General features: G+C 56.7%; 21 protein-coding genes. 5 read left to right on the forward strand and 16 right to left on the reverse strand.

Features of this window, described 5'->3' with window-relative positions:
* The first annotated feature begins 15 nt into the window (after window positions 1-15).
* Together BZ163_RS28200 and BZ163_RS36105 are read left to right on the forward strand one after the other, a co-directional pair.
* Complete coding sequence (locus BZ163_RS28200; RefSeq protein ID WP_128873637.1) at window positions 16-390, forward strand: hypothetical protein; 375 nt, start codon at window positions 16-18, stop codon at window positions 388-390.
* A gap of 168 nt (window positions 391-558) precedes the next feature.
* The gene (locus BZ163_RS36105; protein ID WP_128873638.1) at window positions 559-768 is read left to right on the forward strand and encodes a hypothetical protein; all 210 of its coding nucleotides are present in this window, start codon (window positions 559-561) and stop codon (window positions 766-768) included.
* A 520-nt stretch (window positions 769-1,288) separates the two neighbouring features.
* On the opposite strand, the gene BZ163_RS28210 is transcribed toward BZ163_RS36105, so the two are convergent.
* The 9 genes from BZ163_RS28210 to BZ163_RS28250 form a co-directional block, all read right to left on the reverse strand.
* On the reverse strand, window positions 1,289-1,885 hold the full coding sequence (locus BZ163_RS28210) for a hypothetical protein (RefSeq protein ID WP_256579160.1): 597 nt from the start codon (window positions 1,883-1,885) through the stop codon (window positions 1,289-1,291).
* A 114-nt stretch (window positions 1,886-1,999) separates the two neighbouring features.
* Window positions 2,000-2,833, reverse strand: coding sequence for a thymidylate synthase (locus tag BZ163_RS28215; RefSeq protein ID WP_128873639.1), 834 nt, complete (start codon window positions 2,831-2,833; stop codon window positions 2,000-2,002).
* A complete protein-coding gene (locus tag BZ163_RS28220) occupies window positions 2,830-3,342 on the reverse strand; it encodes a hypothetical protein (protein ID WP_128873640.1) in 513 nt (170 codons plus the stop codon). The genes BZ163_RS28215 and BZ163_RS28220 overlap by 4 nt, the downstream gene beginning before the upstream one ends.
* A 1-nt stretch (window position 3,343) precedes the next feature.
* Window positions 3,344-5,437, reverse strand: a complete 2,094-nt coding sequence (locus BZ163_RS28225) for a site-specific integrase (RefSeq protein WP_128873641.1) — start codon at window positions 5,435-5,437, stop codon at window positions 3,344-3,346.
* Entirely contained in the window at window positions 5,437-7,812 is a 2,376-nt protein-coding gene (locus tag BZ163_RS28230; RefSeq protein ID WP_128873642.1) for a tyrosine-type recombinase/integrase, read from the reverse strand. Before BZ163_RS28230 ends, BZ163_RS28225 begins: the two co-directional genes overlap by 1 nt.
* Entirely contained in the window at window positions 7,809-9,014 is a 1,206-nt protein-coding gene (locus tag BZ163_RS28235; protein ID WP_128873643.1) for a tyrosine-type recombinase/integrase, read from the reverse strand. Before BZ163_RS28235 ends, BZ163_RS28230 begins: the two co-directional genes overlap by 4 nt.
* 114 nt (window positions 9,015-9,128) lie before the next feature.
* The gene (gene thyA, locus BZ163_RS28240) at window positions 9,129-9,833 is read right to left on the reverse strand and encodes a thymidylate synthase (protein WP_128873644.1); all 705 of its coding nucleotides are present in this window, start codon (window positions 9,831-9,833) and stop codon (window positions 9,129-9,131) included.
* Between the two features lie 48 nt (window positions 9,834-9,881).
* A complete protein-coding gene (gene lgt / locus BZ163_RS28245; protein ID WP_128873645.1) occupies window positions 9,882-10,688 on the reverse strand; it encodes a prolipoprotein diacylglyceryl transferase in 807 nt (268 codons plus the stop codon).
* An 82-nt stretch (window positions 10,689-10,770) separates the two neighbouring features.
* Window positions 10,771-11,553 (reverse strand): sulfite exporter TauE/SafE family protein, encoded by a 783-nt coding sequence (locus BZ163_RS28250; RefSeq protein WP_128873646.1) that lies wholly within the window; start codon window positions 11,551-11,553, stop codon window positions 10,771-10,773.
* Between the two features lie 133 nt (window positions 11,554-11,686).
* Here BZ163_RS28250 and BZ163_RS28255 point away from each other — a divergent pair, with 133 nt between their 5' ends.
* Window positions 11,687-12,433: an NRDE family protein gene (locus BZ163_RS28255; protein ID WP_128873647.1), complete on the forward strand. Its 747-nt coding sequence runs from the start codon at window positions 11,687-11,689 to the stop codon at window positions 12,431-12,433.
* A gap of 132 nt (window positions 12,434-12,565) precedes the next feature.
* Here BZ163_RS28255 and ptsP read toward each other — a convergent pair whose 3' ends face one another.
* Window positions 12,566-14,845 (reverse strand): phosphoenolpyruvate--protein phosphotransferase, encoded by a 2,280-nt coding sequence (gene ptsP / locus BZ163_RS28260; RefSeq protein ID WP_128873648.1) that lies wholly within the window; start codon window positions 14,843-14,845, stop codon window positions 12,566-12,568.
* 22 nt (window positions 14,846-14,867) lie between these two features.
* A complete protein-coding gene (locus BZ163_RS28265; RefSeq protein ID WP_007945562.1) occupies window positions 14,868-15,347 on the reverse strand; it encodes an RNA pyrophosphohydrolase in 480 nt (159 codons plus the stop codon).
* Between the two features lie 143 nt (window positions 15,348-15,490).
* On the opposite strand from BZ163_RS28265, the gene BZ163_RS28270 reads away from it, so the two are divergent.
* A complete protein-coding gene (locus BZ163_RS28270; RefSeq protein ID WP_128873649.1) occupies window positions 15,491-16,147 on the forward strand; it encodes an HAD family phosphatase in 657 nt (218 codons plus the stop codon).
* A gap of 168 nt (window positions 16,148-16,315) precedes the next feature.
* Here BZ163_RS28270 and BZ163_RS28275 read toward each other — a convergent pair whose 3' ends face one another.
* Together BZ163_RS28275 and ilvA are read right to left on the reverse strand one after the other, a co-directional pair.
* Window positions 16,316-16,741: a DUF2269 domain-containing protein gene (locus BZ163_RS28275; protein ID WP_128873650.1), complete on the reverse strand. Its 426-nt coding sequence runs from the start codon at window positions 16,739-16,741 to the stop codon at window positions 16,316-16,318.
* A 38-nt stretch (window positions 16,742-16,779) separates the two neighbouring features.
* Window positions 16,780-18,294 (reverse strand): threonine ammonia-lyase, biosynthetic, encoded by a 1,515-nt coding sequence (ilvA, locus tag BZ163_RS28280; protein WP_128873651.1) that lies wholly within the window; start codon window positions 18,292-18,294, stop codon window positions 16,780-16,782.
* Window positions 18,295-18,617: 323 nt separating this feature from the next.
* Between ilvA and rpiA the strand changes: the two genes are divergently transcribed.
* Complete coding sequence (gene rpiA, locus BZ163_RS28290) at window positions 18,618-19,292, forward strand: ribose-5-phosphate isomerase RpiA (protein ID WP_128873652.1); 675 nt, start codon at window positions 18,618-18,620, stop codon at window positions 19,290-19,292.
* 272 nt (window positions 19,293-19,564) lie between these two features.
* On the opposite strand, the gene BZ163_RS28295 is transcribed toward rpiA, so the two are convergent.
* The 3 genes from BZ163_RS28295 to BZ163_RS35210 form a co-directional block, all read right to left on the reverse strand.
* Window positions 19,565-20,479 (reverse strand): SdiA-regulated domain-containing protein, encoded by a 915-nt coding sequence (locus tag BZ163_RS28295; RefSeq protein WP_128873653.1) that lies wholly within the window; start codon window positions 20,477-20,479, stop codon window positions 19,565-19,567.
* Between the two features lie 194 nt (window positions 20,480-20,673).
* Window positions 20,674-21,603 carry an SdiA-regulated domain-containing protein gene (locus BZ163_RS28300; protein ID WP_128873654.1) on the reverse strand — a complete coding sequence of 310 codons (930 nt, stop codon included), beginning with the start codon at window positions 21,601-21,603 and terminating at the stop codon, window positions 20,674-20,676.
* Window positions 21,604-21,624: 21 nt separating this feature from the next.
* Window positions 21,625-21,858: hypothetical protein (locus BZ163_RS35210; protein ID WP_218190532.1), on the reverse strand; the 234-nt coding region annotated here is incomplete at its 5' end.

The raw sequence follows: 21,858 nt of genomic DNA on the forward strand, positions 1-21,858 counted from the left end.
CTGATGGAATCGAGTATGCATAAGCAGTTAAGCCGTCTTACAGTCCCCGATGAGGGCTTGGTATGGCAAGCAGCCTGTAGGTTCTTTGGTCGCTCTGGATTAGAGAATCTCATCACTGAGCTACTCGAGAAACATGGCCCCAAACCTCGCCTCAGCTCCCTTGAATACCTGCGCCTAGAGTGGGTCGGCGCTGATGCGATTGAAGCTCTGAGCGCAGCACAAGCATTCGCAAAAGTTGGCTGGCCGGCTTTTGATGAGCTTCCATACAAGGTCGCTATTTGGAGCTGCTACAGGCGCTACCTCGCAGATAGTTTAATTCAAGCACTGCCTGTGGAGCTCATTCCTGCTCCAGTCAAAGGGCTGCGACTGGAGCTAGACCTTGGGTTGTGAGTAGAAAGCGCTACGGGCTGGGCAAGCGGAGCGCGCGGACGTGCAGGATGGAAGCCCGAAGGGCCGAGACGCAGACTCGGTTCACGACAGCCTTTCCCCGGAGGGGCACGCACTAACCTCCACACGGTGGGCTACGAGGCGAAACGACCAGGCTAAGGGGAGAATTCGATGGGAATGACGGACGATGACGACACAGTGTATTGCGACGTGCAGATGCCCTTAGCTCAGGGCCGGGAGCTGTTGCAGCTTGTGAAGACACTGAGGGAGTCGAAAGCCCATCCGAGACTCGACAGGGTTTTCGAACGCATACAGGACGAGCTCAGTACGTCCATTGATATTATCGATAACCCGCCGACATGGGGGCCTTGGTGCCAGTGAATCGAACTCCTGGACACAACTCTATCGCCCCTTCCCTCAGGCAGGCGTCCGGTAAATTAGGTAGCACTCCACGCCACCTATAACCCCAGATCGGCCTCAACCCTCACGCCGCGAAGCTTCCTAGTGAGAGCATTCGGGGGGCACCATTCAAGCGCGTTGGAGATGCACAGATGCCAGATTTCAGTCTGGACATAAAGCACGTCATCAGCCGTGTCTTGGGGCATTAATCCGCGCGGCTTCAGCACCTGCCTAAGAACGTTGATGACGCCCCGAGGGTAACGACCGCGCCCTTGAACATCTGAAACTGCCGCATACCGGAAGCAACCTGTATCACGATAGTTATCTGCGACCTCTTTCAGCCTTTTTCGGAGTTCTTTTTTGCTCATCCGAGACGCGACTGTCCACCAGATGAGCTCCACTTCCTCTAGATCCATCCCCTCTGGCGGTATGTCACCGTAATCGTCGTAGTGCTCAAGCGGAAGCAGACGAGCCGGACGAACCTCTCTGTCTTGTAGGATCATCAGAGCGCCGCATCCCAGGCATCCATCGCCTCACTTACAGTCACGTACCAGTGGAGCTCAGCGCTCTGTAAGGCACTAGCAACCAGCCTATTTGTATTGCCGTCGACCCAAGGCGGAAGACTCTCTGTACCACCTGAGAACAGGCTGGCTGTCGCGACAGCGAATCGCCCCGTGCTCGTACACTGGAGACCTAAATAGCGCACGGAATCGCCGCTGGGCAGCCGACGCCAAGCCACCACCTCAATACAGTCCTGTGCATCTATTGGAGCCTCTACGGAGAGAGTCGCTTCCTGTTCCACCTGAATGTTCCTCATTACCTTCAACGGCCTGCTTGGGGCTCCTGGCTTGTGAACGAGATGCCTGAGCTGCTCACGTGATGAAGTTATCTGCTCGCGAACCTCTTCGGGATCAATGGACATGCCACCCCGGTCGGTCGTCGAAAGGGTCTTTAGGGAGTTCACAGCAGCAGTGAAGTCACGCTCTCGCACTTTCTCCCTGTCGGGTCGGCGGTCGGGGCTGATGAGGTTCCAGAGGCTTGTGAGGAGCTTCAAGGCATTATCCCCAGGTGAGGTGGTGGCTGTAGTTGCTGCAATCATACGGCAGCCCCCAGAGAATATGATCAGGGCTTGGATGTCGCACCGGATTTCTCCATGCGCAGAAAAGGAAAAACCGGCCCTGAGGCCGGTCTTATCACTCGATGCTGCTGGGGATCAAATCGATACAGGTGCTGAGATATGCGGGTGCGGGTCGTAGCCCACTACCTCGAAGTCTTCGAACTTGTAGTCGTAAATGGATGCAGGCTTGCGAAGCAGCTTCAGCTCAGGCAACTGACGTGGCTCACGAGCAATTTGAGTCTTCACCTGCTCCATGTGGTTGGAGTAGATGTGGACATCGCTGAGCGAAATCACGATCTCACCAACGTCGAGATCACATTGCTGGGCGAGCATGTGCGTCAGGCACGCCAAGGATGCCGTGTTGTATGGGAGACCCAAGAAGCTATCGGACGACCGAATGAATAGGTGCGCGGACAGCTTATTATTAACCACATAGAACTGGTACAGAAGATGGCACGGCGGCAGGGCCATCTTGCCTTGTCTGGCATTTTCCTTCGGGCTCACCTTTTCGTCCGGCAGGTATTCTACGTTCCATCCATGGAACAGGATGCGCCGACTATTAGGATTGGTCTTCAGGGCGTTAACGACGTAGTCAATTTGGTTGATTGTGCCGCCATCTTTGGTTGGCCAGGCAGTCCATTGCTTACCGTACACAGGCCCGAGATCACCTTCTTCAGTGGCCCACTCATTCCAGATCTTAACGCCATTCTCGTTGAGCCATTTGACATTGGTATCGCCACCAAGAAACCAAATAAGCTCGTTAACAATGCTTTTAAAATGCAGCTTCTTTGTTGTGAGCAAAGGAAAGCCTTTTGATAGGTCGTGGCGGAACTGCCTACCAAATACGCTTACTGTACCAGTGCCAGTTCGATCACCTTTGACCGCACCATTTTCAAGAACATCTGTCAGTAATTCTAGATAGCTTTTCACGCTTTTTCCTCCGCCTGGGCAGCTTCCAGGATACTGATAACCTGCTTAAGTTTATCAATTTCTTTATGAGACTCCAAGAGCCGTTTGTTGGCATCTGCCAAAAGGCTCTTATAGGTATCTCTTGAACCAATCATATCTTTATACTTCTGCTCGTTAGTCTGAGCATCGTCGCGAGCTATCTTAGACTCGGTAAACCAGTGGAGAACTTCAATCCGAGCAGCTTCCAACTTCTCAGTCAGCACTACAAGAGGATCAAGTGGCTTCTTGTTCGAAACCTGCTTGCGCAAAACTTCGACTCGGCGATTTTCCTTGACAATCTCAAGGCGCTCCAAAGGCCAAACACGCATTCGGATAGTATTGCGATGCATACCAGTCATGCGGCTAAGCTCAGCAACAGTCGCCTTCAAAGAGTCGTCCGCTGCGATATTAAGAAGCGCCTGGGCCAACAACTCTGTGTACTGATCAAAGTCATCTTTATTCTTCTCATCGAATGCACGTGGATCAGCCATCTCAGAGCTCCTCTTCCAGCAGTTGAAGGACGCCGTACGCTTCCTCCATAGCAGCTTTGTTCTGCGCATGGGCGTGTGCGTACGCCGGATTCCCAAGCATCGCCTTGTTCTGGTAATACACGTCTCGCCAAGCCGGCGCGTTAGCCTTGCTGACGATGGCATTCTGGCAACGGTTAGGGTTACAACGAAGCCCGCCAATGCAAGGCAGGGAGCTGTCGAACTCATCCACACCGCCACCATAACAGAAGCCAGAGCCTACGTTGATAACCGCAATGTGCTGGTCGAGCATAGCCTCAAAAATGTCATCCTTGGTGTATCCAGAGGCCATGTATCCCTGAAAAACCTTCCTGAGGCCCTCTTTGTGAGCTTCAGCGTTCACACCTGCGTAGCTGCCGTCAGGATCGAAGCGATGGTGAATGCTCTCAAGCTCCGCATCCTGACGAAGCGACCTCCCTTTTGCCTTCCTGGCACCACCACCCTTGGCTATCCTGTCCGCAATCTCGCCATAGAGCAGAGTGGTCTTGCTGAACCCACGATCAGAATGCCCCACACCCACGATCTCACCGAAGTGCTTAAGCTGGTGAGAGATAAACGGCAGACCCAGGTCAGCGCGATACAACTGGTACGCCAAGGTATGGCGCATCATGTAGGCGTTGAAGTCCAGCTCTTCAAAAGTCTCAGGCGGCAAGATACGCTCGAAGAACTTCTCCAGCGTAAGCTTCGTGGCTCCGGAAGAGAACGGCTTTCCTTGCTCCCCAAACGCGACCGTATCCACATTCGAAAAGATGTAATCATTGTTCTTGTATTTGCTGATCAACTGACACACCCGAACAGCATCACGAACAATGGGGATAGCGAGCCAAAAATCATCAAACAACTCAACAAGATTGTCTTGATGTTTACTCACATTACTCGCCAAAACCCAGTAGCGACCATCAAATCGAAGGCTAGAACTAGCAAGTAGCTCTGCATATTCAGACGGACGCATCCCTGTGTACTGACCAATAATGTAGAGGCACGAATAGTTGACGAAATTCATATACAACCTGAATTCATCACTAAATGGCGAGCCGGTGATTTTTGCATACTGCCTAACCGCATAGTTAGCATTCATCGAGAACAGATTGCTTGAACCCATGACATCACTGTCCAACAACCTAGAAGCTTCCTCCTTCGAGAAGCCCTTACTCACCAACCGATTATAGACATATAGGTTAAATTTCAGCGGGTTCAACCCATTCTTTTGCGCAGGAAAATATTCTTTGGCGTTGCGGCGTTTGAGGCTCGCGGCATCCATCACGTCCTCATCCATAGCATCCAAAAAATCGACAATGGACAGCGAGGCCATTTGAGATGAAATTTCGAAGACGGTGTTTGGTAATACCTGGGACTTTTTTTCAGCATCCTTTGCAGGGCGATATTTACCACCAAGGACTTTCCACTTCAACTTGGTAAAGTCCACGAATGGCAGGGTTGCACCGAACACGTTCGCTTGCAGATAGCCTGACTTTAGTAGTTTGAAAAGCTTCTCTGTGTTGCCATCGTATACGTAATCAAAATCTTCAGCAGCTGTGGCATAGAGATGCGCAGGCAGGCATTGAATTGAGATCAGCTCACGATCAACGTGCTCCTTTCCAAGCTCAATAGCAGCGACGGAGTACACCTTATCCAAAAACCGAAGCCCGCACTCATAGTCATTGATCAACGAGTTAGGTTTCAGCGGTTTCTTGCTCACGCTGGTGGATTCTCCATCCGCTGGAATCCCACTCAGCGCCTTGAGAATGATGATGAATGCGGCTTTAAGCTCAAGAATCGCCAGTTCTGGAATGTTGGGGTACTTCGTGAAATCGATGCGAAGTTTAGCTCCACGAATATAGCGCGAGGCGTTTGGATAATCTGCATTGAAGTCCCACACCCCATCCAGGAATGCAGAGAGCTCTGATACGTGCAAAGCATTGAGGTAGGACAGAAAAGCCAAGGCTTCCTGCTGCTCACCCCCTGCTTCAAGAGCAAAAGCCGCGCCCTGTAGCAAGGACAGGCTCGAGCGAAACTTTGAAAAAGTCAGAAGGGTTGAGAAATCCACCTGCTCCATCATCACATTCCCACCCCATCAACCAGCACAGTCGTATCCACAAACTCCGAAAGGCGACGACCTTCAGCCAACTCTTTGGGAGTGAAGTCAGAATTTTTGTTGAGAATGCCGTCCAGCAGACCAAGGTTCTCGCGCACTACGCGCCCATAGGGTGTGTCCATGATGCGAGAGACCTCCATAAGCTTGAGGTAGTCCCGCTCCATTGCGAACAGCTCCGGCAAATTAGACGCAGTGAGCAAAACGTTCTCACATCCCAGGCACATGTTGTACAGCGCACATGGGCTACCAGGTACATAGGTACTCAGTTTTTTGATGAACTCTGGCGGGTTGAAAATATTACGACAGCTCGCCAGCGGGGTTTTGAAAACAACCTGAGGCCCATCGAGATTCACGACGTCGATCAGGTTGGCCTCAGCATCATTGTTCGGGCCCTGATCAAACGCCTCGGCTGCCGACTCATGGAGCTCCCTGAGCGCCACATCCAGTTTGGAGCGTGCGATGTGGTTGAAGTCCATACGATCCAGATAGGCCAGGGTGGTCTCAATGTGCTTATGACCCATAATCAGCTGAATCTCGCGGATCGGCACGTCCCGCTCTACAAGCTCGCTGATGAAGCTGGGGCGCAAACGAGAAGGTGAAAGACTCAACGGTTGACCAGCACTATCCAAAAGGGCTTTGCGTTTCGCATACGCCGCAAAAGCGACCCACAAGGCCGATTGCTTGCCGGTCGCGAAGGACTTGATCTCCATAAAACTCGTGGGCGCACTGGATTGCCAAATGAACAGCTTATCGCGTACGGCTTCAGGCGCAGAGTCGCGCATTGGGGACGTCAAAGCTTTGATATCTTCAAAGATTTGGGAAATAGCTTTCGATTGAGAAGTGGTAAGCCAAGTGATGTCAGCTTGAAATATATCAAGGTGCATCAACTTGCCGCCCTCAGAGCGCTCTTTCCAGTACCTCAAACATGGACGACCGGTGAGCGGATGTTTAGGCTCATAGTCGTCCACATCAAGAAGCTTAATAGAATCAGCGTTCAGCCCGGTAATTTGGGCTAGCTTGATGGCATATGGAGTAATGACATTAGAGTCGATCATATAGTGAACTCCCCAGCCTTCAACAACTTCTCGAAGGCCGGTGCCCGAACGTTTCACGATACGTAGAAAGGCTCTGGTGTGAAGATCCTGGCTGTCCTTTTGATCGTGACCAACATGCGAGCAACCGAGTTTGTTCTCAAAAATCCAGCGAGCATTGTCAAGGTTATTGCAACCTGGCTTGAGATTACCCTTTTCATCGATAGGGTCTTCACCGATACCTGTCAACTGGTAAGGCTGCGCAAGGGTGTTGTAGTGAAGGATGTCCTCGTCCACACTCGCAGAGATGCAAATGCGCTCGGCGCTCGAGTAGGGACGGTACTGATCAGTAACGCGATCAGCATCGAATCCTTGGCAGTTGATGAAATCTGATCCAGTGTAACCCTTGATATTTTTGATGGTCGTCAAGGTTTTCCGGGCAGCGCTAATTAAGGTGTTGGCGGCGATTGGAGAAATGTCACCCGCAACAATGTGCCGTTCAAGGTACGAGCGGAACAGAGGAAGGACAAATGAATCAAGAAACTCAGTCAGCGGCTCCATTCCGCTGAAACCACGCCCAACAAGGAACTTAGTGAACCATTTGAACCCCTCATTGTAATTGCTTGCACCTGAGTCGCTGGCAGTACCCAGCGAAGCAGTCGAAAACGCATGTTTTAGATCGTTGAATGGCCTATCTTCAGATGATTTCTCGAGGTCGTCCAAGGTGGCGAAATCAAGCATCTTGAGGCGTTTAAAATCCACAAAAGAACTCTCCTGTGGAATAAACTCTTCCTGGGACTCAATTCGTTCCTTAACGGTCATATAGTCCGCAGAGGCTAAGCCCAAAGACTGAAGATCCAGATTGATCTCCTCGTAGGCAAGCCTAACACTTTCATACCTACTGTAGCCGTACTTGATCGACTCAAGCCCCACAATCGGTTCAACTGCTTTCGTGAGACTAAGTTTGTTACCGTAAATGGGCAACGCGAGCTTCTCTTCTGGGGAGAGCGATTTGTACCAGCCCAACAGCTTCAAACGCCAGTTACACCCAGCAGCAGTTTCTCCCTGGTGAATAACGCCATCAATGAGCATGTTGAGAATGAGTTTTTGCTCTGCAAGCTCGAACATCTCGATTGATGGGTCGAGATCCTTGCCGGCGATATAATCCTCACTCAGCATGAGTGGCGCGTACTTCCCACTGGCGTTATCACTGAGTTCTACTTCGTAGTATCGAAGTGGATTTTCTTCCAGCTCTCTAAGCCACCTGATGATCTTGCCACTTTCAACTGCACGTACTGAAATATTCATTTCTTATCTCCCAACCTGATTTTCAATGTCGTCTGCGCAGCAAGATCCGCCATGCTTTTTGCCTTGGTCGAAACTTCTCCCGTGTTCGGGCAAACCAGATGAAAGATATCCTGTGGCAACCTGGTATAAATTCCTGTCGTGGATGCGTCTTCGTGGCCGAGGGATTTCTGCGCCATTAGAAGTTTGTCGAGGTAGTTATCGCCAAAGTCTGGGCTAGTCAAAATCGCATACGCATGGCCATGACGAAGCTTATGTGGCGAGACCATACGCTCAAGTCGCTTGCTCTTAACGGCACGCTTAGAAAGTCGCTCAAGCAGTTTGCTAATAGCGTCAGGATTGAAAGGTTGTCCCTCTGAATTGAAGAAGCAGGGAGTTACATCCGCACTTTCGTAACGGCGAGCGTGCTTCTTGAATAAAGGAGAAGCGTGATAACGCTTAATACGCTCGAGCACCGCTCGACTCACGATTGAGTATCGCGGTTTGAACTCCTTACCACGCCCCTTGCTTCCATCAATATACAGCGGGCAATAATCAGGATGCACCCAATCAAGTGCGTCATCTGGAACAAAATTAGCTTGAGCGAACCCCAAAGCCTTATTCACGGCCCCTAGGGTGACCCTACCAACTTCACTTCGACGCAAGCCCACATCAAAGATAGTTTGGATTAGGCAACGTTCCCTCTCGCTACTGGCATACTCAATAAGCGCTTTGAGCTCCAGCATGGAACAGGGATATACCAAATCTTTCTTCGGAGGCGGCGAAAGAAATCCACCGGCATAAGGATTGTCCTCCCGCACAGCAGTTCGTTGTTTACCTGCAACACACAAGAAATCGTTGAACAGGGCCATATAACAAGCATCCCTGTTACGGATAGTTGTTGAGGTCAAACTATCAACTTCGCGCAAGTGGGAATAGTAGCGCTGAATGTTGTGCTTACTTACGGCAAGAAGTATTTCGTCATAGGACGAGCTTTTGAAAGTAGGCGTGCCTTTCATGTGCTCGAGAAGGTAACCAATGTTTCGCCCGTACGTCTCGGCTGACAGGGCCGCAAGGTTGGCACTGCGTACTGCGAAGGTCAGGTACTCGCTTACAAGCGGGACTAGCCTCTCTTCTGAATCGAACAGCCCCACTCCCGTCACAGACACCTGGTCTGCCACTGTAGGCCCATCCTCGTTGAGCATCGACCCACCCAGGTCGAGCATCTGCTTCTCTCTGACTATAACCTTCACCGACTACCCCTTTTTGAAGGCCGCCCATCCTATGCAGAATGTGCAGCTTGTCAAGGTCAAGATGAAGTCGCATGAAAGACAAATTTTTTAGGCCAGGAGCGCGTACTGTGCTCTTTTTCCTACGTCCGATAAAAGGCCCAGGTCGTTCGAGCGAATGTAGAGGGTCAGGGAGATCTCTCTGGTCTCGACATTCGGATGGAACTGATACAGCAAATGGCACGGCGGCAGGGCCATCTCATCGAGCTGGGCGACGTTCCAGCCGTGGAACAGGATGCGGCGGCTGCCCGGGTCCTTGATGATGGTGTCGACGCATTGGCGGATCTGGTCGATCGCCTTGTACAGCACCACGTACGCCTGGCCCTCTTCTTCGCCTTCGGCGATCTGGCGATAGCCTTGGCTCAGGGTCTGCTCGATAGCGGCCTGGTTGCTGACCGGGATCTGCTTGTACGCCGGCCATTTTCGCCATTGCACGCCATAGATCTCGCCGAGGTCGTCTTCGCCCTGGCGGAACGGGTTAGCCAGCCACTGGGCGTTTTCGTTGGCGTTCTGGTCCCAGACCTTGCAGCCCAGGGCTCGAAATTCGGCGGCGTTGTTCACCCCGCGCAGAAAACCGCACATCTCGCCAATGGCCGATTTGAAGGCCATCTTGCGGGTAGTGATCGCCGGGAAACCTTCTTTCAGGTCATAACGCAGCATCGCACCGGGAAAACTGATGGTGTTCACGCCGGTACGGTTGGCCTGTTTGGTGCCGTTCTTGATGACGTGGGCGACCAGATCGAGATATTGCTTCATGAGTTACCTGTGTCCTTGAACCCGGGGTCGTCACCCCGGGGTTCGAATTTATACAGCGGCCGCGGGGGCCGCCGGCGCGCGATGATAGGCCAGCCAGATCAGGAACAGGCCGCCGACAATCATCGGTATGCACAGTACCTGGCCCATGGTCAGCCAGTTCCAGGCCAGATAGCCCAGCTGCGCGTCCGGAACCCGAACGAATTCGACGATGAAGCGGAAAATGCCATAGAACAGCGCGAACATCCCGGACACCGCCATGGTCGGCCGCGGCTTGCGCGAGAACAGCCAGAGGATCGCGAACAGCGCCACGCCTTCGAGCGCGAACTGATACAGCTGCGACGGGTGGCGCGCCAGTTGCGCCGGGTCGGTCGGAAAGACCATTGCCCACGGCACGTCGGTCGCCTTGCCCCACAACTCGGCATTGATGAAGTTGCCGATACGCCCGGCACCCAGGCCGATCGGCACCATCGGTGCGACGAAGTCCATCAGCTGGAAGAACGACTTGCCGTTCTTTTTACCGAACCACAACGCCGCCAGCATCACGCCGATGAAGCCGCCGTGGAACGACATGCCGCCTTTCCACACCTCGAAGATCAGCGTCGGGTTGGCCAGGTATGCGTTCAGATCGTAGAACAGCACATAACCCAGGCGGCCGCCGACAATGACGCCCATCGACATCCAGAACACCATGTCGGAGAGCTTCTCCTTGCTCCAGGTCGGGTCGAAGCGGTTCAGCCGGCGGGACGCCAGCCACCACGCGCCGCCGATGCCGATCAGGTACATCAGGCCGTACCAGTGGATTTTCAGCGGACCGATGGCCAGGGCCACCGGGTCGATCTGCGGGTAAGGCAGCATTGCGACTCCTCGTTAGAGTTGAAACCTTCAAAATTCCCGGGGACGCTGTCACGCCAGGATTAAGCCAGCATTGCGGCGCGGGTCAGAGCAGGAAACTCAGGCCTACGCAAAACAGCAAAGCGGCGAACAGTCTTTTCAGCAAGCGCGGCGACAGGCTATGGGCCAGTCGAGCACCGAGGCGGGCGAACACCATGCTGGTCAGGGCAATCCCCAGCAACGCCGGCAAATAAATAAAACCGAGACTATGGGCCGGCAACAACGGATCGTGCCACCCCAGAATCATGAAACTTAATGCACTGGCCAACGCGATCGGCAGCCCGCAGGCGGAAGATGTCGCCACCGCTTGCTGCATCGGCACGCTGCGCCAGGTCAGGAACGGCACGGTCAACGAGCCGCCGCCAATCCCGAAAATCGCCGAAGCCCAGCCAATCACACTGCCGGCCACGGTCAGACCGACCTTGCCCGGCACCGTGCGGCTGGCTTTCGGCTTGACATCCAATGCCAGCTGAACCGCGATGATCAGCGCAAATACGCCGATGATTTTCTGCAGGTTCGGCCCGGAGATCGCTTCGGCGGTCAGCGCACCGAAGCCGGCGCCGATGAGGATACCGACGGTCATCCAGGCAAAAATCGGCCAGCGCACGGCGCCCCGGCGATGATGCTCGCGGATGGCATTGATCGAGGTAAAGATGATCGTCGCCAGCGAAGTGCCGACCGCCAAGTGGGTCAGAATTGATGCATCGAAGCCCTGCAAGGTGAAACTGAACACCAGTACCGGGACGATGATGATTCCGCCCCCCACCCCGAACAGCCCGGCCAGCACGCCTGCACAGGCGCCCAGCGCCAGGTACAGTAGAAATTCCATGGCCGTCCCCGCCCGCTTCCCAAAAATAGGAGCGGCATGGTAACGGATGCATGGCCTCAAGCTCCACTGGATGGCGATGGATACCCGCACGATGACTGCGTAGAGTGGGCAAAAAAACCCCAAGGACCTCCTTATGTGCCTGATTGTCTTTGCCTGGCAGCCCGGCCACGCGCAGCCGCTGATCGTCGCCGCCAACCGTGACGAATTCTACGCCCGCCCCAGCCTGCCGCTGGCGCAATGGCCGGAATCGCCGCAAGTTTATGCCGGTCGCGATCTGGAGGCCGGCGGCACCTGGCTGGGTGTCGGTGCCGATGGACGCTTCGCTGCGCTGACCAATATTCGCAATCCGCATCAACCGCCCGCGCGAAAATCGAGGGGTGAACTGGTAGCGCGATTTCTCGCCGGGGAAATGCCCATTGATGACTATTTGAGCGACGTTGTTGCACGTTCCCTCGAATATGCCGGATTTAACTTGCTGATCGGCAACGCCAACGAGCTGTGGCACTTCAATGCCCGGGCTGCTGAGGCGGTGATGCTGCCAGCGGGAGTTTATGGCTTGTCGAACGCCGGCCTGGATACGCCGTGGCCGAAGTTGCTCAAGGCGCGCGCAGCATTGAGCCAGGTGCTGGACGATCCGCAGCCTGAGGCGCTGTTGGCGTTGTTGAACAATGCGCAACCGGCTCCGTTTGCCGATTTGCCGGATACCGGGGTGGGGTTGGCCACCGAGGCGTTGCTGTCGAGTGTGTTCATTGCCAGCCCGACTTACGGGACGCGGGCGAGCACGGCGTTGATCGTGCATGCGGATGGGACGCGGCATATGGTCGAGCGGAGTTTCGGGCCGTATGGCGGGCATTTGGGGGAAGTGGAGATCAGGGTTTAGATTGGCGTCGCCGGGACTGACGCCTTCGCGAGCAAGCCCGCTCCCACATTGGATCTGCGTAGTACACAAAGCCTGTGTGCGCTGGAGATCTAGTGTGGGAGCGGGCTTGCTCGCGAAGGGGCCAGTACAGGTTTAGAGGGTTTTGGCCGAAGCCGGATTGATCATCCGCGCCAACCCAAGGTTCTTCAACGCCAGCTGCAGCGAGCTGTGGATCACTTGCGGGTTGTCGATGGTCATCAACTCCGCCAGCAATTCCTTGGCCTTGCTCAGGTTGATCTGACGCAGCATCCATTTCACTTTCGGCAGGTTGGTGGCGTTCATCGACAGGCTGTCGAAACCCATCGCCATCAACAGCACCGCCGCTGCCGGATCACCGGCCATTTCACCGCAGATGCTCACCGGCTTGCCTTCGGCATGGGCATCGCGCACCACGTTCTGCAGCGCTTGCAGTACTGCCGGGTGCAGGTAGTCGTAGAGGTCGGCCACTCGCGGGTTGTTGCGGTCCACGGCCAGCAGGTACTGGGTCAGGTCGTTGGAGCCGACTGACAGGAAGTCCACTTGCCGCGCCAGTTCCTTGGTCTGATAAACCGCTGCCGGAATTTCGATCATCACGCCGATCGGTGGCATCGGCACATCGCAGCCTTCATCACGCACTTCACCCCAGGCCCGGTGGATCAGGTGCAGGGCTTCTTCCAGCTCGTGGATGCCGGAGATCATCGGCAGCAGAATCCGCAGGTTGTTCAGGCCTTCGCTGGCCTTGAGCATCGCGCGGGTCTGGACCAGGAAGATTTCCGGGTGATCGAGGGTGACGCGAATGCCACGCCAGCCGAGGAACGGGTTGTCTTCCTTGATCGGGAAGTACGACAGCGACTTGTCGCCACCGATGTCCAGGCTGCGCATGGTCACCGGCTGCGGGTGAAACGCGGCGAGTTGCTCGCGATAGATCGCCAGTTGCTCTTTTTCGCTGGGAAAACGCTGGTTGATCATGAACGGCACTTCGGTGCGGTACAGACCGACACCTTCAGCGCCACGCTTCTGCGCCCGGGCCACGTCCGCCAGCAGGCCGGTGTTGACCCACAGCGGCATGCGGTGGCCGTCAAGGGTGATGCACGGCAAATCCCGCAGCGCATCCAGCCCGAGGGCCAGTTGCTTCTCTTCCTCGACCACTTCGGCGAACTGCTTGCGCAGCAGTTCGCTGGGGTTGGTGTAGACCTCGCCGTGATAGCCGTCGACGATCATCTGGATGCCGTCGACCTTGGAATACGGCAGGTCGACCAGGCCCATCACCGTCGGGATGCCCATGGCGCGCGCGAGGATCGCCACGTGGGAGTTGCCGGAACCGAGTACCGAGACCAGGCCGACCAGCTTGCCTTCCGGCACCTCGCCGAGCATCGCCGGCGTCAGTTCTTCGCTGATCAGAATGCTGTTGTCGGGGTAGACCAGGGTCTGCTGACGTTCTTCCTGCAGGTAAGCCAGCAAGCGCCGACCGAGGTCCTTGACGTCGGAGGCACGTTCACGCAGGTAGGCGTCGTCCATCAATTCGAAGCGGTTGACGTGCTCGGTGACCACTTGGCGCAACGCGCCCTGGGCCCACTGGCCGGTCTTGATCACGGTGGTAATTTCGCTGCCGAGCGAGGCATCGTCGAGCATCATCAGGTAGACGTCGAACAGCGCGCGCTCTTCCGGGCGCAACTGGTTCGCGAGCTTGGCCGACAAGGCGCGCATGTCGGCGCGCACGCCTTCGATGGCGGTCTTGAACAGCCCGAGTTCGGCGGTGATGTCAGTGATGGTCTTGTCGGGCACTACATCCAGATCGGCTGGCGGCAACATGACCACCGCGGTACCGACCGCCGCACCCGGCGAACCCGGCACACCGACGAACTTTGCTTCCTGGATGCCCTTGCCCTGACGCCCCAGGCCACGGATCGAACCGGTAGCCTCGGCGTGGGCGATAACGCCGGCGAGCTGCGCGCTCATGGTGACGAGGAAGGCTTCTTCCCCCTCATCGAACTGGCGGCGTTCCTTTTGCTGGATGACCAACACGCCGACGACGCGGCGGTGGTGAATGATCGGCGCCCCGAGGAACGAGGCAAAGCGCTCTTCACCGGTCTCGGCGAAGTAGCGATAGCGCGGGTGATCCGCGGCGTTTTCCAGGTTCAGGGGTTCTTCACGCGTGCCGACCAGACCGACCAGACCTTCGTTGGGCGCCATGCTGACTTTGCCGATCGAGCGCTTGTTCAAGCCCTCGGTGGCCATCAGCACGAAGCGGTTGGTCTCGGGGTCGAGCAGATAGACCGAACAGACCTGGCTGCCCATGGCCTCTTTGACGCGCAACACAATAATCCCCAACGCCGCCTTGAGATCCTTGGCGGAGTTAACTTCCTGGACGATCTTGCGCAGCGTATTGAGCATGGCTCGGGGTCGAACTCCGTCGTCAGTCGCGCGTTAAAAGGCGCGGGGCAAGCTCTTTGAGAGCGCGTCGATACACCTCGCGCTTGAATGTCACCACCTGGCCCAACGGATACCAATAACTGACCCAGCGCCAGCCATCGAATTCCGGTTTACCGGTCAAATCCATCCGCACCCGCTGCTCGTTGGAGATCAGGCGCAGGAGAAACCATTTCTGTTTCTGGCCGATGCACAGCGGCTGGCTGTGCGTCCTGACCAGACGTTGCGGCAAACGATAGCGCAACCAGCCCCGAGTGCAGGCGAGTATTTCAACATCTTCGCGTTCCAGGCCCACTTCTTCGTTCAACTCGCGGTACAAGGCGTCTTCCGGGGTCTCTTGGGGGTTGATTCCCCCCTGCGGAAACTGCCAGGCATCCTGATTGATACGGCGAGCCCATAGCACCTGGCCGGCATCATTCGTGAGAATGATCCCGACATTGGGGCGAAAACCATCGGGGTCGATCACGGCAACAACCTCGCAAACGCATGTCGCCGCATTGTTCCACAAAGGTTGTGAAAGCAGCAACGAGCCGGCCTACCTTATGTGCACTCTTGTGAAAAGTACGTATTCTGGACGCCTTTCTACAGACTTTTCAGCGAGTAACTGCAATGCGCCTGGCTTTATTCGACTTGGACAACACGCTTCTGGGCGGTGACAGTGACCACGCCTGGGGCGATTACCTGTGCGAGCGCGGCTTCCTCGACGCCGTCGCCTACAAGGCACGCAACGACGAGTTTTATCAGGATTACCTGGCCGGCAAGCTGGACAACGATGCGTACCTGAACTTTTGCCTCGAAGTCCTCGGTCGCACGGAGATGGCCACGCTTGACGAATGGCACCTGGATTACATGCGCGATTGCATCGAACCGATCGTGTTGCCCAAGGCCATCGAACTGTTGGCAAAGCACCGCGATGCCGGCGACAAACTGGTGATCATCACCGCCACCAACCGCTTCGTCACCGGGCCGATTGCCCAGCGACTCGGTGTCGACACCTTGATCGCCACGGAATGTGAAATGGTTGATGGCCGTTACACCGGGCGCAGCACCGACGTCCCGTGCTTCCGTGAAGGCAAGGTGACGCGGCTGAATCGCTGGCTGGAAGAGACAGGGCATTCGCTGGAGGACAGTTACTTCTACAGCGACTCGATGAATGATTTGTCGTTGCTGGAGCAGGTGGCGAATCCGATCGCTGTCGATCCGGACCCGAATTTGCGTGCTGAGGCCGAGAAGCGTGGGTGGCCGGTAATGAGTCTGCGCGGCTGATGACGCCTTCGCTGGCAAGCCAGCTCCTACAGGGTTTTGCGTTGAACACCAAATTTCGGCACGACGCATCACATGTAGGAGCTGGCTTGCCAGCGATGGTCGTTAACGATAACGCGGGGCAACTGACTCCCCGCGGCGACCTTGAGTTTTTCGCGAGCAAGCTCGCGCCTACACTGGCTTGGCGCCCATCAACCCCGCAATGGCGATAAAACAGACGAAGCTGAACAGTGCCAGGGCGAAGGTGAACTTGCCGCTGCCTCCCGCCCCCTTGCGCACCTTGTTAAGCCGCACCACCACCCAGAACCAACCCAGCGCCGCCACGGTGTAAAGCACACTCGAAGCCAGCAACCAGGTCTGCCCCAGCGGCCAGCCCACCAGATGCACCATCCACCACCCGGTGAACGGCATGCTCAGCAATGCCAGCCCCATCAACACCCAGATAAACACCCCCGGCCGCTGCAACGTGCGAGTGTGGGCCGTCGCATCACCGTTGCCCCGCGCACGCCAGACCCAGACCGCCAGCCCCAGTGCGCTGATCAACAGCAGCACCGTTGCCACGATGTGCGCCACTTTCAGGGCGGTTAACGTTTCCATTGCTCGATTCCTTGTAGGCTGGCCATCAGCGTAGCCCCTCAGCCGAGAAACAGCTGATAGGCCGGATTGTCGCTTTCATCCCAGTATGGGTAGCCGATTTCTTCCAGTGCCGCCGGCACCAGGTGACGTTCGTCATGGGGTACTTGCAGCCCGGCGACCACACGGCCATCGGCCGCTCCGTGGTTGCGGTAGTGGAACATCGAGATGTTCCAGCGCCCGCCGAGCTTGTTGAGGAAGTTGAACAGCGCACCGGGCCGCTCCGGGAATTCAAAGCGCAGCACCAATTCATCGACGACATGCGCCGCACGCCCGCCGACCATATGGCGGATATGCAACTTGGCCAGTTCGTTGTCGGTCAGGTCGATTACCGGGAAACCCTGCTCGGTCAGGCTGGCAAGCAGCGCGCTGCGCGGATCGTTTTCCGGGTGCGTCTGCACGCCGACGAAGATATGGGCTTCGCTGCCGGTGTTGTAGCGGTAGTTGAACTCGGTGATCTGGCGTTTGCCGATGGCTTCGCAGAACGCCTTGAAACTGCCCGGCTTCTCGGGGATGGTCACGGCGATGATGGCCTCGCGGCCCTCGCCCAGCTCGGCACGTTCGGCTACGTGGCGCAGGCGGTCAAAGTTGACGTTGGCCCCGGAGTCGATGGCGACGAACGTATGCCCGGTGATGCCATGTTGCTCGACGTACTTCTTGATCCCGGCGACGCCCAAGGCGCCGGCAGGTTCAGTGATCGAGCGGGTATCGTCGTAGATATCCTTGATCGCCGCGCAGATCTCGTCGGTGCTGACGGTGATCACCGCATCGACATGGTCCTTGCAGATATCGAAGGTGTGCTGGCCGATCTGCGCCACCGCAACGCCGTCGGCGAAAAGGCCCACGGTCGGCAGCACCACCCGCTCGCCGGCGGCCATGGCGGCTTGCAGGCAGTTGGAATCGTCGGGTTCGACGCCAATGATCTTGATTTCAGGACGCAGGTATTTCACATACGCGGCGATCCCGGCAATCAGCCCGCCCCCGCCTACCGGAACGAAAATCGCATCCAGGCGCCCCGGGTGCTGACGCAGAATCTCCATCGCCACCGTGCCCTGCCCGGCAATGGTATGGGGATCGTCATAGGGGTGAATGTAGACGTAGCCTTTTTCATCGACCAGTTTCAGCGAGTAAGCCAGGGCTTCCGGGAACGAATCGCCGTGCAGCACGACTTTGCCGCCACGGGAGCGCACGCCTTCGACTTTGATTTCCGGCGTGGTCTTGGGCATGACGATCGTGGCTTTCACACCCAGCACCTTGGCCGCCAGGGCCAGGCCTTGCGCGTGGTTGCCCGCCGAAGCGGTCACGACGCCGCGGGCGCGTTCCTCATCGGAAAGCTGGGTGAGCTTGTTATAAGCGCCGCGAATCTTGAACGAGAACACCGGCTGCAAGTCTTCGCGCTTGAGCCAGATATCGTTGCCCAGCCGCTCGGAAAGCTGGCGGGCAGTCTGCAAAGGGGTTTCTACGGCAACGTCATAAACGCGCGAGGTGAGGATCTTCTTGACGTACTGTTCGAGCATCGGAAAGCATCACTGAGCGGGTTGGGCAGGGTCAAGGAGTCTAACCCGGCTTTCGGGCGGACGACCACACTAAACAGGTGGTTTTTAAGGCACCGGAAGTACTCGGTACCTGCAGGAGCGAAGCTTGCTCGCGAAAAACCCAGGGGCGCCGCTGGGTATCCGGTTTTACGCGTTATCGTTCACGAGCATCGCGAGCAAGCTCGCTCCTGCAGTTGTCGGGGGTGCAGGTATGCGCATTCGAGCTGCCAATCGGGCAATGACCTTCCCCGCCCCGAAGCCTATAATGCCGGCCTTTCGTTCCCCTTCGGCACCTCGGAGCCCGCATGACCCAGGATCAACTCAAACAGGCAGTGGCTCAGGCCGCCGTCGACTTCATCCTCCCGAAACTCGACGACAAGAGCATTGTCGGGGTCGGCACCGGCTCCACCGCCAACTGCTTCATCGACGCCCTGGCCCGGCACAAAGGCGCGTTCGACGGCGCGGTCGCCAGCTCCGAAGCCACTGCCGCGCGCCTCAAGGGCCATGGCATTCCGGTGTATGAATTGAACACGGTCAGCGACCTGGAGTTCTACGTCGACGGCGCCGATGAAAGCGATGAGCACCTGAACCTGATCAAGGGCGGCGGTGCAGCCCTGACCCGCGAGAAGATCGTCGCGGCCGTGGCCAAGACCTTCATCTGCATTGCCGACGCCAGCAAGCTGGTGCCGGTGCTCGGCGCGTTCCCGCTGCCGGTGGAAGTGATCCCGATGGCCCGCAGCCACGTGGCCCGCGAGCTGGTGAAGCTGGGCGGCGACCCGGTTTACCGTGAAGGTGTGTTGACCGATAACGGCAATATCATCCTCGACGTGTTCAACATGCAGATCACCAACCCGGTGGAGCTGGAGACGCAGATCAACGCCATCGTTGGCGTGGTCACCAATGGGTTGTTCGCGGCACGTCCGGCGGATCTGTTGCTGCTGGGTACCAGCGAAGGCGTCAAAACCCTGCGCGCCAGGTAAGCCGTACGCAAACCCCCTGTAGGAGCTGGCTTGCCAGCGAAGGCGGCGTGACATTCAACATCGATGTTGAATGTGATGGCCTCTTCGCTGGCAAGCCAGCTCCTACAAGGGCGAAAGCGGTGTCACCGCCAACAGTGATGTTGAATGTGATGGCCTCTTCGCTGGCAAGCCAGCTCCTACAAGGGCGAAAGCGGTGTCACCGCCAACAATGATGTTGAATGTGATGGCCTCTTCGCTGGCAAGCCAGCTCCTACAGGGGGCGTGTTTGAGCTTCAGGGTTTTGGTTTCTTGAAGACGTAGAACAGGTTCGGCTCGCTCACCAGGTACATCGTGCCGTCGTCATCCATCGCAATCCCTTCCGCTTGCGGCACCGTTTTTTGCAACCCCTGGCGCCCCTTGCTCAATGACATGGTGCTCAGCGGTCGCCCATCCACGTCCAGTTCCAGAATCAGCCGCGACTCGTCGGACAACGCCAGCAAGTGTCCGCTGCGCTCGTCGTACTGCAGGCTCGACAGGTCCCGCACGAACATCCCGGCATCGCGCTTGGGGTTGTTGACCACGTGTACCGCATAGGATTTTTCCGGGTTGTAATGCGGGAAGCCCTGCACTTCGTAGATCAGCATCGGGTCGCGCTCCTTGGCCACGAACAGGCGCTTGCCCACCGAGTCATAGGCCAACCCCTCAAAACCCTTGTTGCTGCTCATGTGCACGCCCAGGGAGATCTGTTCGGCATCTTGCGCGTCGAGAAAGGTCGTGTCCTTTTCCAGGTGAATCTTGATCAGTCGCTGCGTACGCTCGTCGGTGATCACGTAAGTGTCGGCACTGATGAACTCCACCGCCTCCGGATCGCCGAAGCCGACCAGCGCCACGCGCCGGATGATCCGGCCGTCCAGGGACAATTCAATCAGTTCGGAGTTTTTGTTGGTGACCGTGAACAGGCTCTTGCGTACCGGATCGAACGTCAGCGCGGACACATCGTCGTCCAGGCCTTCGATGACGCGTGCCTCGAGCGTGACCTGATAACGATCCAGGCCGATGGATTGCGCACTTTCCGGTTGCCAAAGCGTGTACAGGTTGAACCAGGCGCGCTCGAACAGGCGCAGGTATTGGCCGAACGCAACCAGCACGATCAGCGCAATCGCCAGGAACATGAGAATCAGGGGTTTGGGACGGGCAAGTCGGCGCATTCAAGTGGGCTCGGGTTCAAGACAGGCTGATGAAATATCACGGCAGTCTGAATTGAAGCTTAATGGCCAGTGGCCTTGCACCACAACATCTGTATTGAATCGGCGTAGGAGCTGCCGAAGGCTGCGATCTTTTGACGTTGTCTTTTAAGATCAAGCTCAAAAGATCGCAGCCAGCGGCAGCTCCTACCGGGGCGTTATTTCTGTTTTTCGAAACGGTAGAACAGGTTCGGTTCGCTCACCATGTACAGGGTGCCAGCCTCGTCCATGGTCACGCCTTCAGCGCGCGGAATGGTCTGCTTCAAGCCGTTGAAACCGCCCAGCAGGGTCATGAAACTGACCTGCTCGCCCTTCTCGTCCAGCTCCAGCAACAGGTGAGAGTCGGCGGACAACACCAGGGTGTGACCGGTGCGCGGGTCGATGGCCAGGGCCGACAGGTTGCGGATGTCCAGTTCATCACTGACGAGTTTCTGCTTGTCGCCCGTGAGAGTCTGGCTGCCATCGCTTTTCCAGCTGAACAATGCCGGCGGGCGCTCTTCCCCCAGCAGCAATTGCTGGTTGCGCGGATCCCAGGCGATTGCCTCGAAGGCCTTGTTCTGGTTTTTCGAAGGGCCGAGGTCGTATTTCGGGAAGTTGGCGATGTTCAGCTCGCGGGTGTCGGCATCGACCTTGACGATGGAGAGCAGGTGCTCGCGCTCATCGACAATGGCCAGCAGACCGTTGCCCATCGCGGTCACCCCTTCCGGATTGCTCCAGCCCACCAAGGGCATTTTGCGCAGGACATCCCCCTGTAACGTCAGCTCGACCAGGAACGGTTTATTGCCCATGACCGAAAACAGGGTTTTGGTCTGCGGGTCGTAGGCCAGGTCCGAAGCCTCGTCCTTCTCCATGCCCGGCAGCACCTTGGCATCGATCACCGCGTGGTAATCCGGCAACCAGATGCTCTCCTGGCGCTCAGCCGGGCTTTCGAAACGTTCCAGCACCCAGAGCACGCCCCGGTCATCCCAATGCATCGCGAATGCTAGGCCATACGCGGCGGCTGCCACGAGTAACAGCCAGGAATACCAACGCATGAAAAAGCGCGGACGGCGGGCAGGTTTGAGCGTGGGCAGCGGTTGGGATGGCATCAAGGAAAACGTTCCGAAAATTCAGACAAAGGGTAATAGCATAATTGGGATCAGCGCAGATTCCGCAAACCCCTGAATTATCCAGACAGGATATGAAAAAAACGGAAAATGGCGGGATTGCCCTGCGTAGGCGCCGCTTTCTTTGGGACAGAAACACAATCCCCCTGTAGGAGCTGGCTTGCCAGCGAAGAGGCCATCACATTCAACATCTATGTTGACTGTTACGCCGCCTTCGCTGCAAGCCACTCCTACAGG

The sequence above is a fragment of the Pseudomonas sp. VI4.1 genome, from assembly GCF_002029345.1.
Lineage (GTDB): Bacteria > Pseudomonadota > Gammaproteobacteria > Pseudomonadales > Pseudomonadaceae > Aquipseudomonas.

What these genes read in the sequence shown, in the direction of transcription:
- BZ163_RS28200 (WP_128873637.1), top strand. Translation starts at nt 16, where the DNA reads ATGCATAAGCAGTTAAGCCGTCTTACAGTCCCCGATGAGGGCTTGGTA.
- BZ163_RS36105 (WP_128873638.1), top strand. Translation starts at nt 559, where the DNA reads ATGGGAATGACGGACGATGACGACACAGTGTATTGCGACGTGCAGATG.
- BZ163_RS28210 (WP_256579160.1), bottom strand. Translation starts at nt 1,885, where the DNA reads ATGATTGCAGCAACTACAGCCACCACCTCACCTGGGGATAATGCCTTG.
- BZ163_RS28220 (WP_128873640.1), bottom strand. Translation starts at nt 3,342, where the DNA reads ATGGCTGATCCACGTGCATTCGATGAGAAGAATAAAGATGACTTTGAT.
- BZ163_RS28225 (WP_128873641.1), bottom strand. Translation starts at nt 5,437, where the DNA reads ATGATGGAGCAGGTGGATTTCTCAACCCTTCTGACTTTTTCAAAGTTT.
- BZ163_RS28230 (WP_128873642.1), bottom strand. Translation starts at nt 7,812, where the DNA reads ATGAATATTTCAGTACGTGCAGTTGAAAGTGGCAAGATCATCAGGTGG.
- BZ163_RS28235 (WP_128873643.1), bottom strand. Translation starts at nt 9,014, where the DNA reads ATGCTCGACCTGGGTGGGTCGATGCTCAACGAGGATGGGCCTACAGTG.
- thyA (WP_128873644.1), bottom strand. Translation starts at nt 9,833, where the DNA reads ATGAAGCAATATCTCGATCTGGTCGCCCACGTCATCAAGAACGGCACC.
- lgt (WP_128873645.1), bottom strand. Translation starts at nt 10,688, where the DNA reads ATGCTGCCTTACCCGCAGATCGACCCGGTGGCCCTGGCCATCGGTCCG.
- BZ163_RS28250 (WP_128873646.1), bottom strand. Translation starts at nt 11,553, where the DNA reads ATGGAATTTCTACTGTACCTGGCGCTGGGCGCCTGTGCAGGCGTGCTG.
- BZ163_RS28255 (WP_128873647.1), top strand. Translation starts at nt 11,687, where the DNA reads ATGTGCCTGATTGTCTTTGCCTGGCAGCCCGGCCACGCGCAGCCGCTG.
- ptsP (WP_128873648.1), bottom strand. Translation starts at nt 14,845, where the DNA reads ATGCTCAATACGCTGCGCAAGATCGTCCAGGAAGTTAACTCCGCCAAG.
- BZ163_RS28270 (WP_128873649.1), top strand. Translation starts at nt 15,491, where the DNA reads ATGCGCCTGGCTTTATTCGACTTGGACAACACGCTTCTGGGCGGTGAC.
- BZ163_RS28275 (WP_128873650.1), bottom strand. Translation starts at nt 16,741, where the DNA reads ATGGAAACGTTAACCGCCCTGAAAGTGGCGCACATCGTGGCAACGGTG.
- ilvA (WP_128873651.1), bottom strand. Translation starts at nt 18,294, where the DNA reads ATGCTCGAACAGTACGTCAAGAAGATCCTCACCTCGCGCGTTTATGAC.
- rpiA (WP_128873652.1), top strand. Translation starts at nt 18,618, where the DNA reads ATGACCCAGGATCAACTCAAACAGGCAGTGGCTCAGGCCGCCGTCGAC.
- BZ163_RS28295 (WP_128873653.1), bottom strand. Translation starts at nt 20,479, where the DNA reads ATGCGCCGACTTGCCCGTCCCAAACCCCTGATTCTCATGTTCCTGGCG.
- BZ163_RS28300 (WP_128873654.1), bottom strand. Translation starts at nt 21,603, where the DNA reads ATGCCATCCCAACCGCTGCCCACGCTCAAACCTGCCCGCCGTCCGCGC.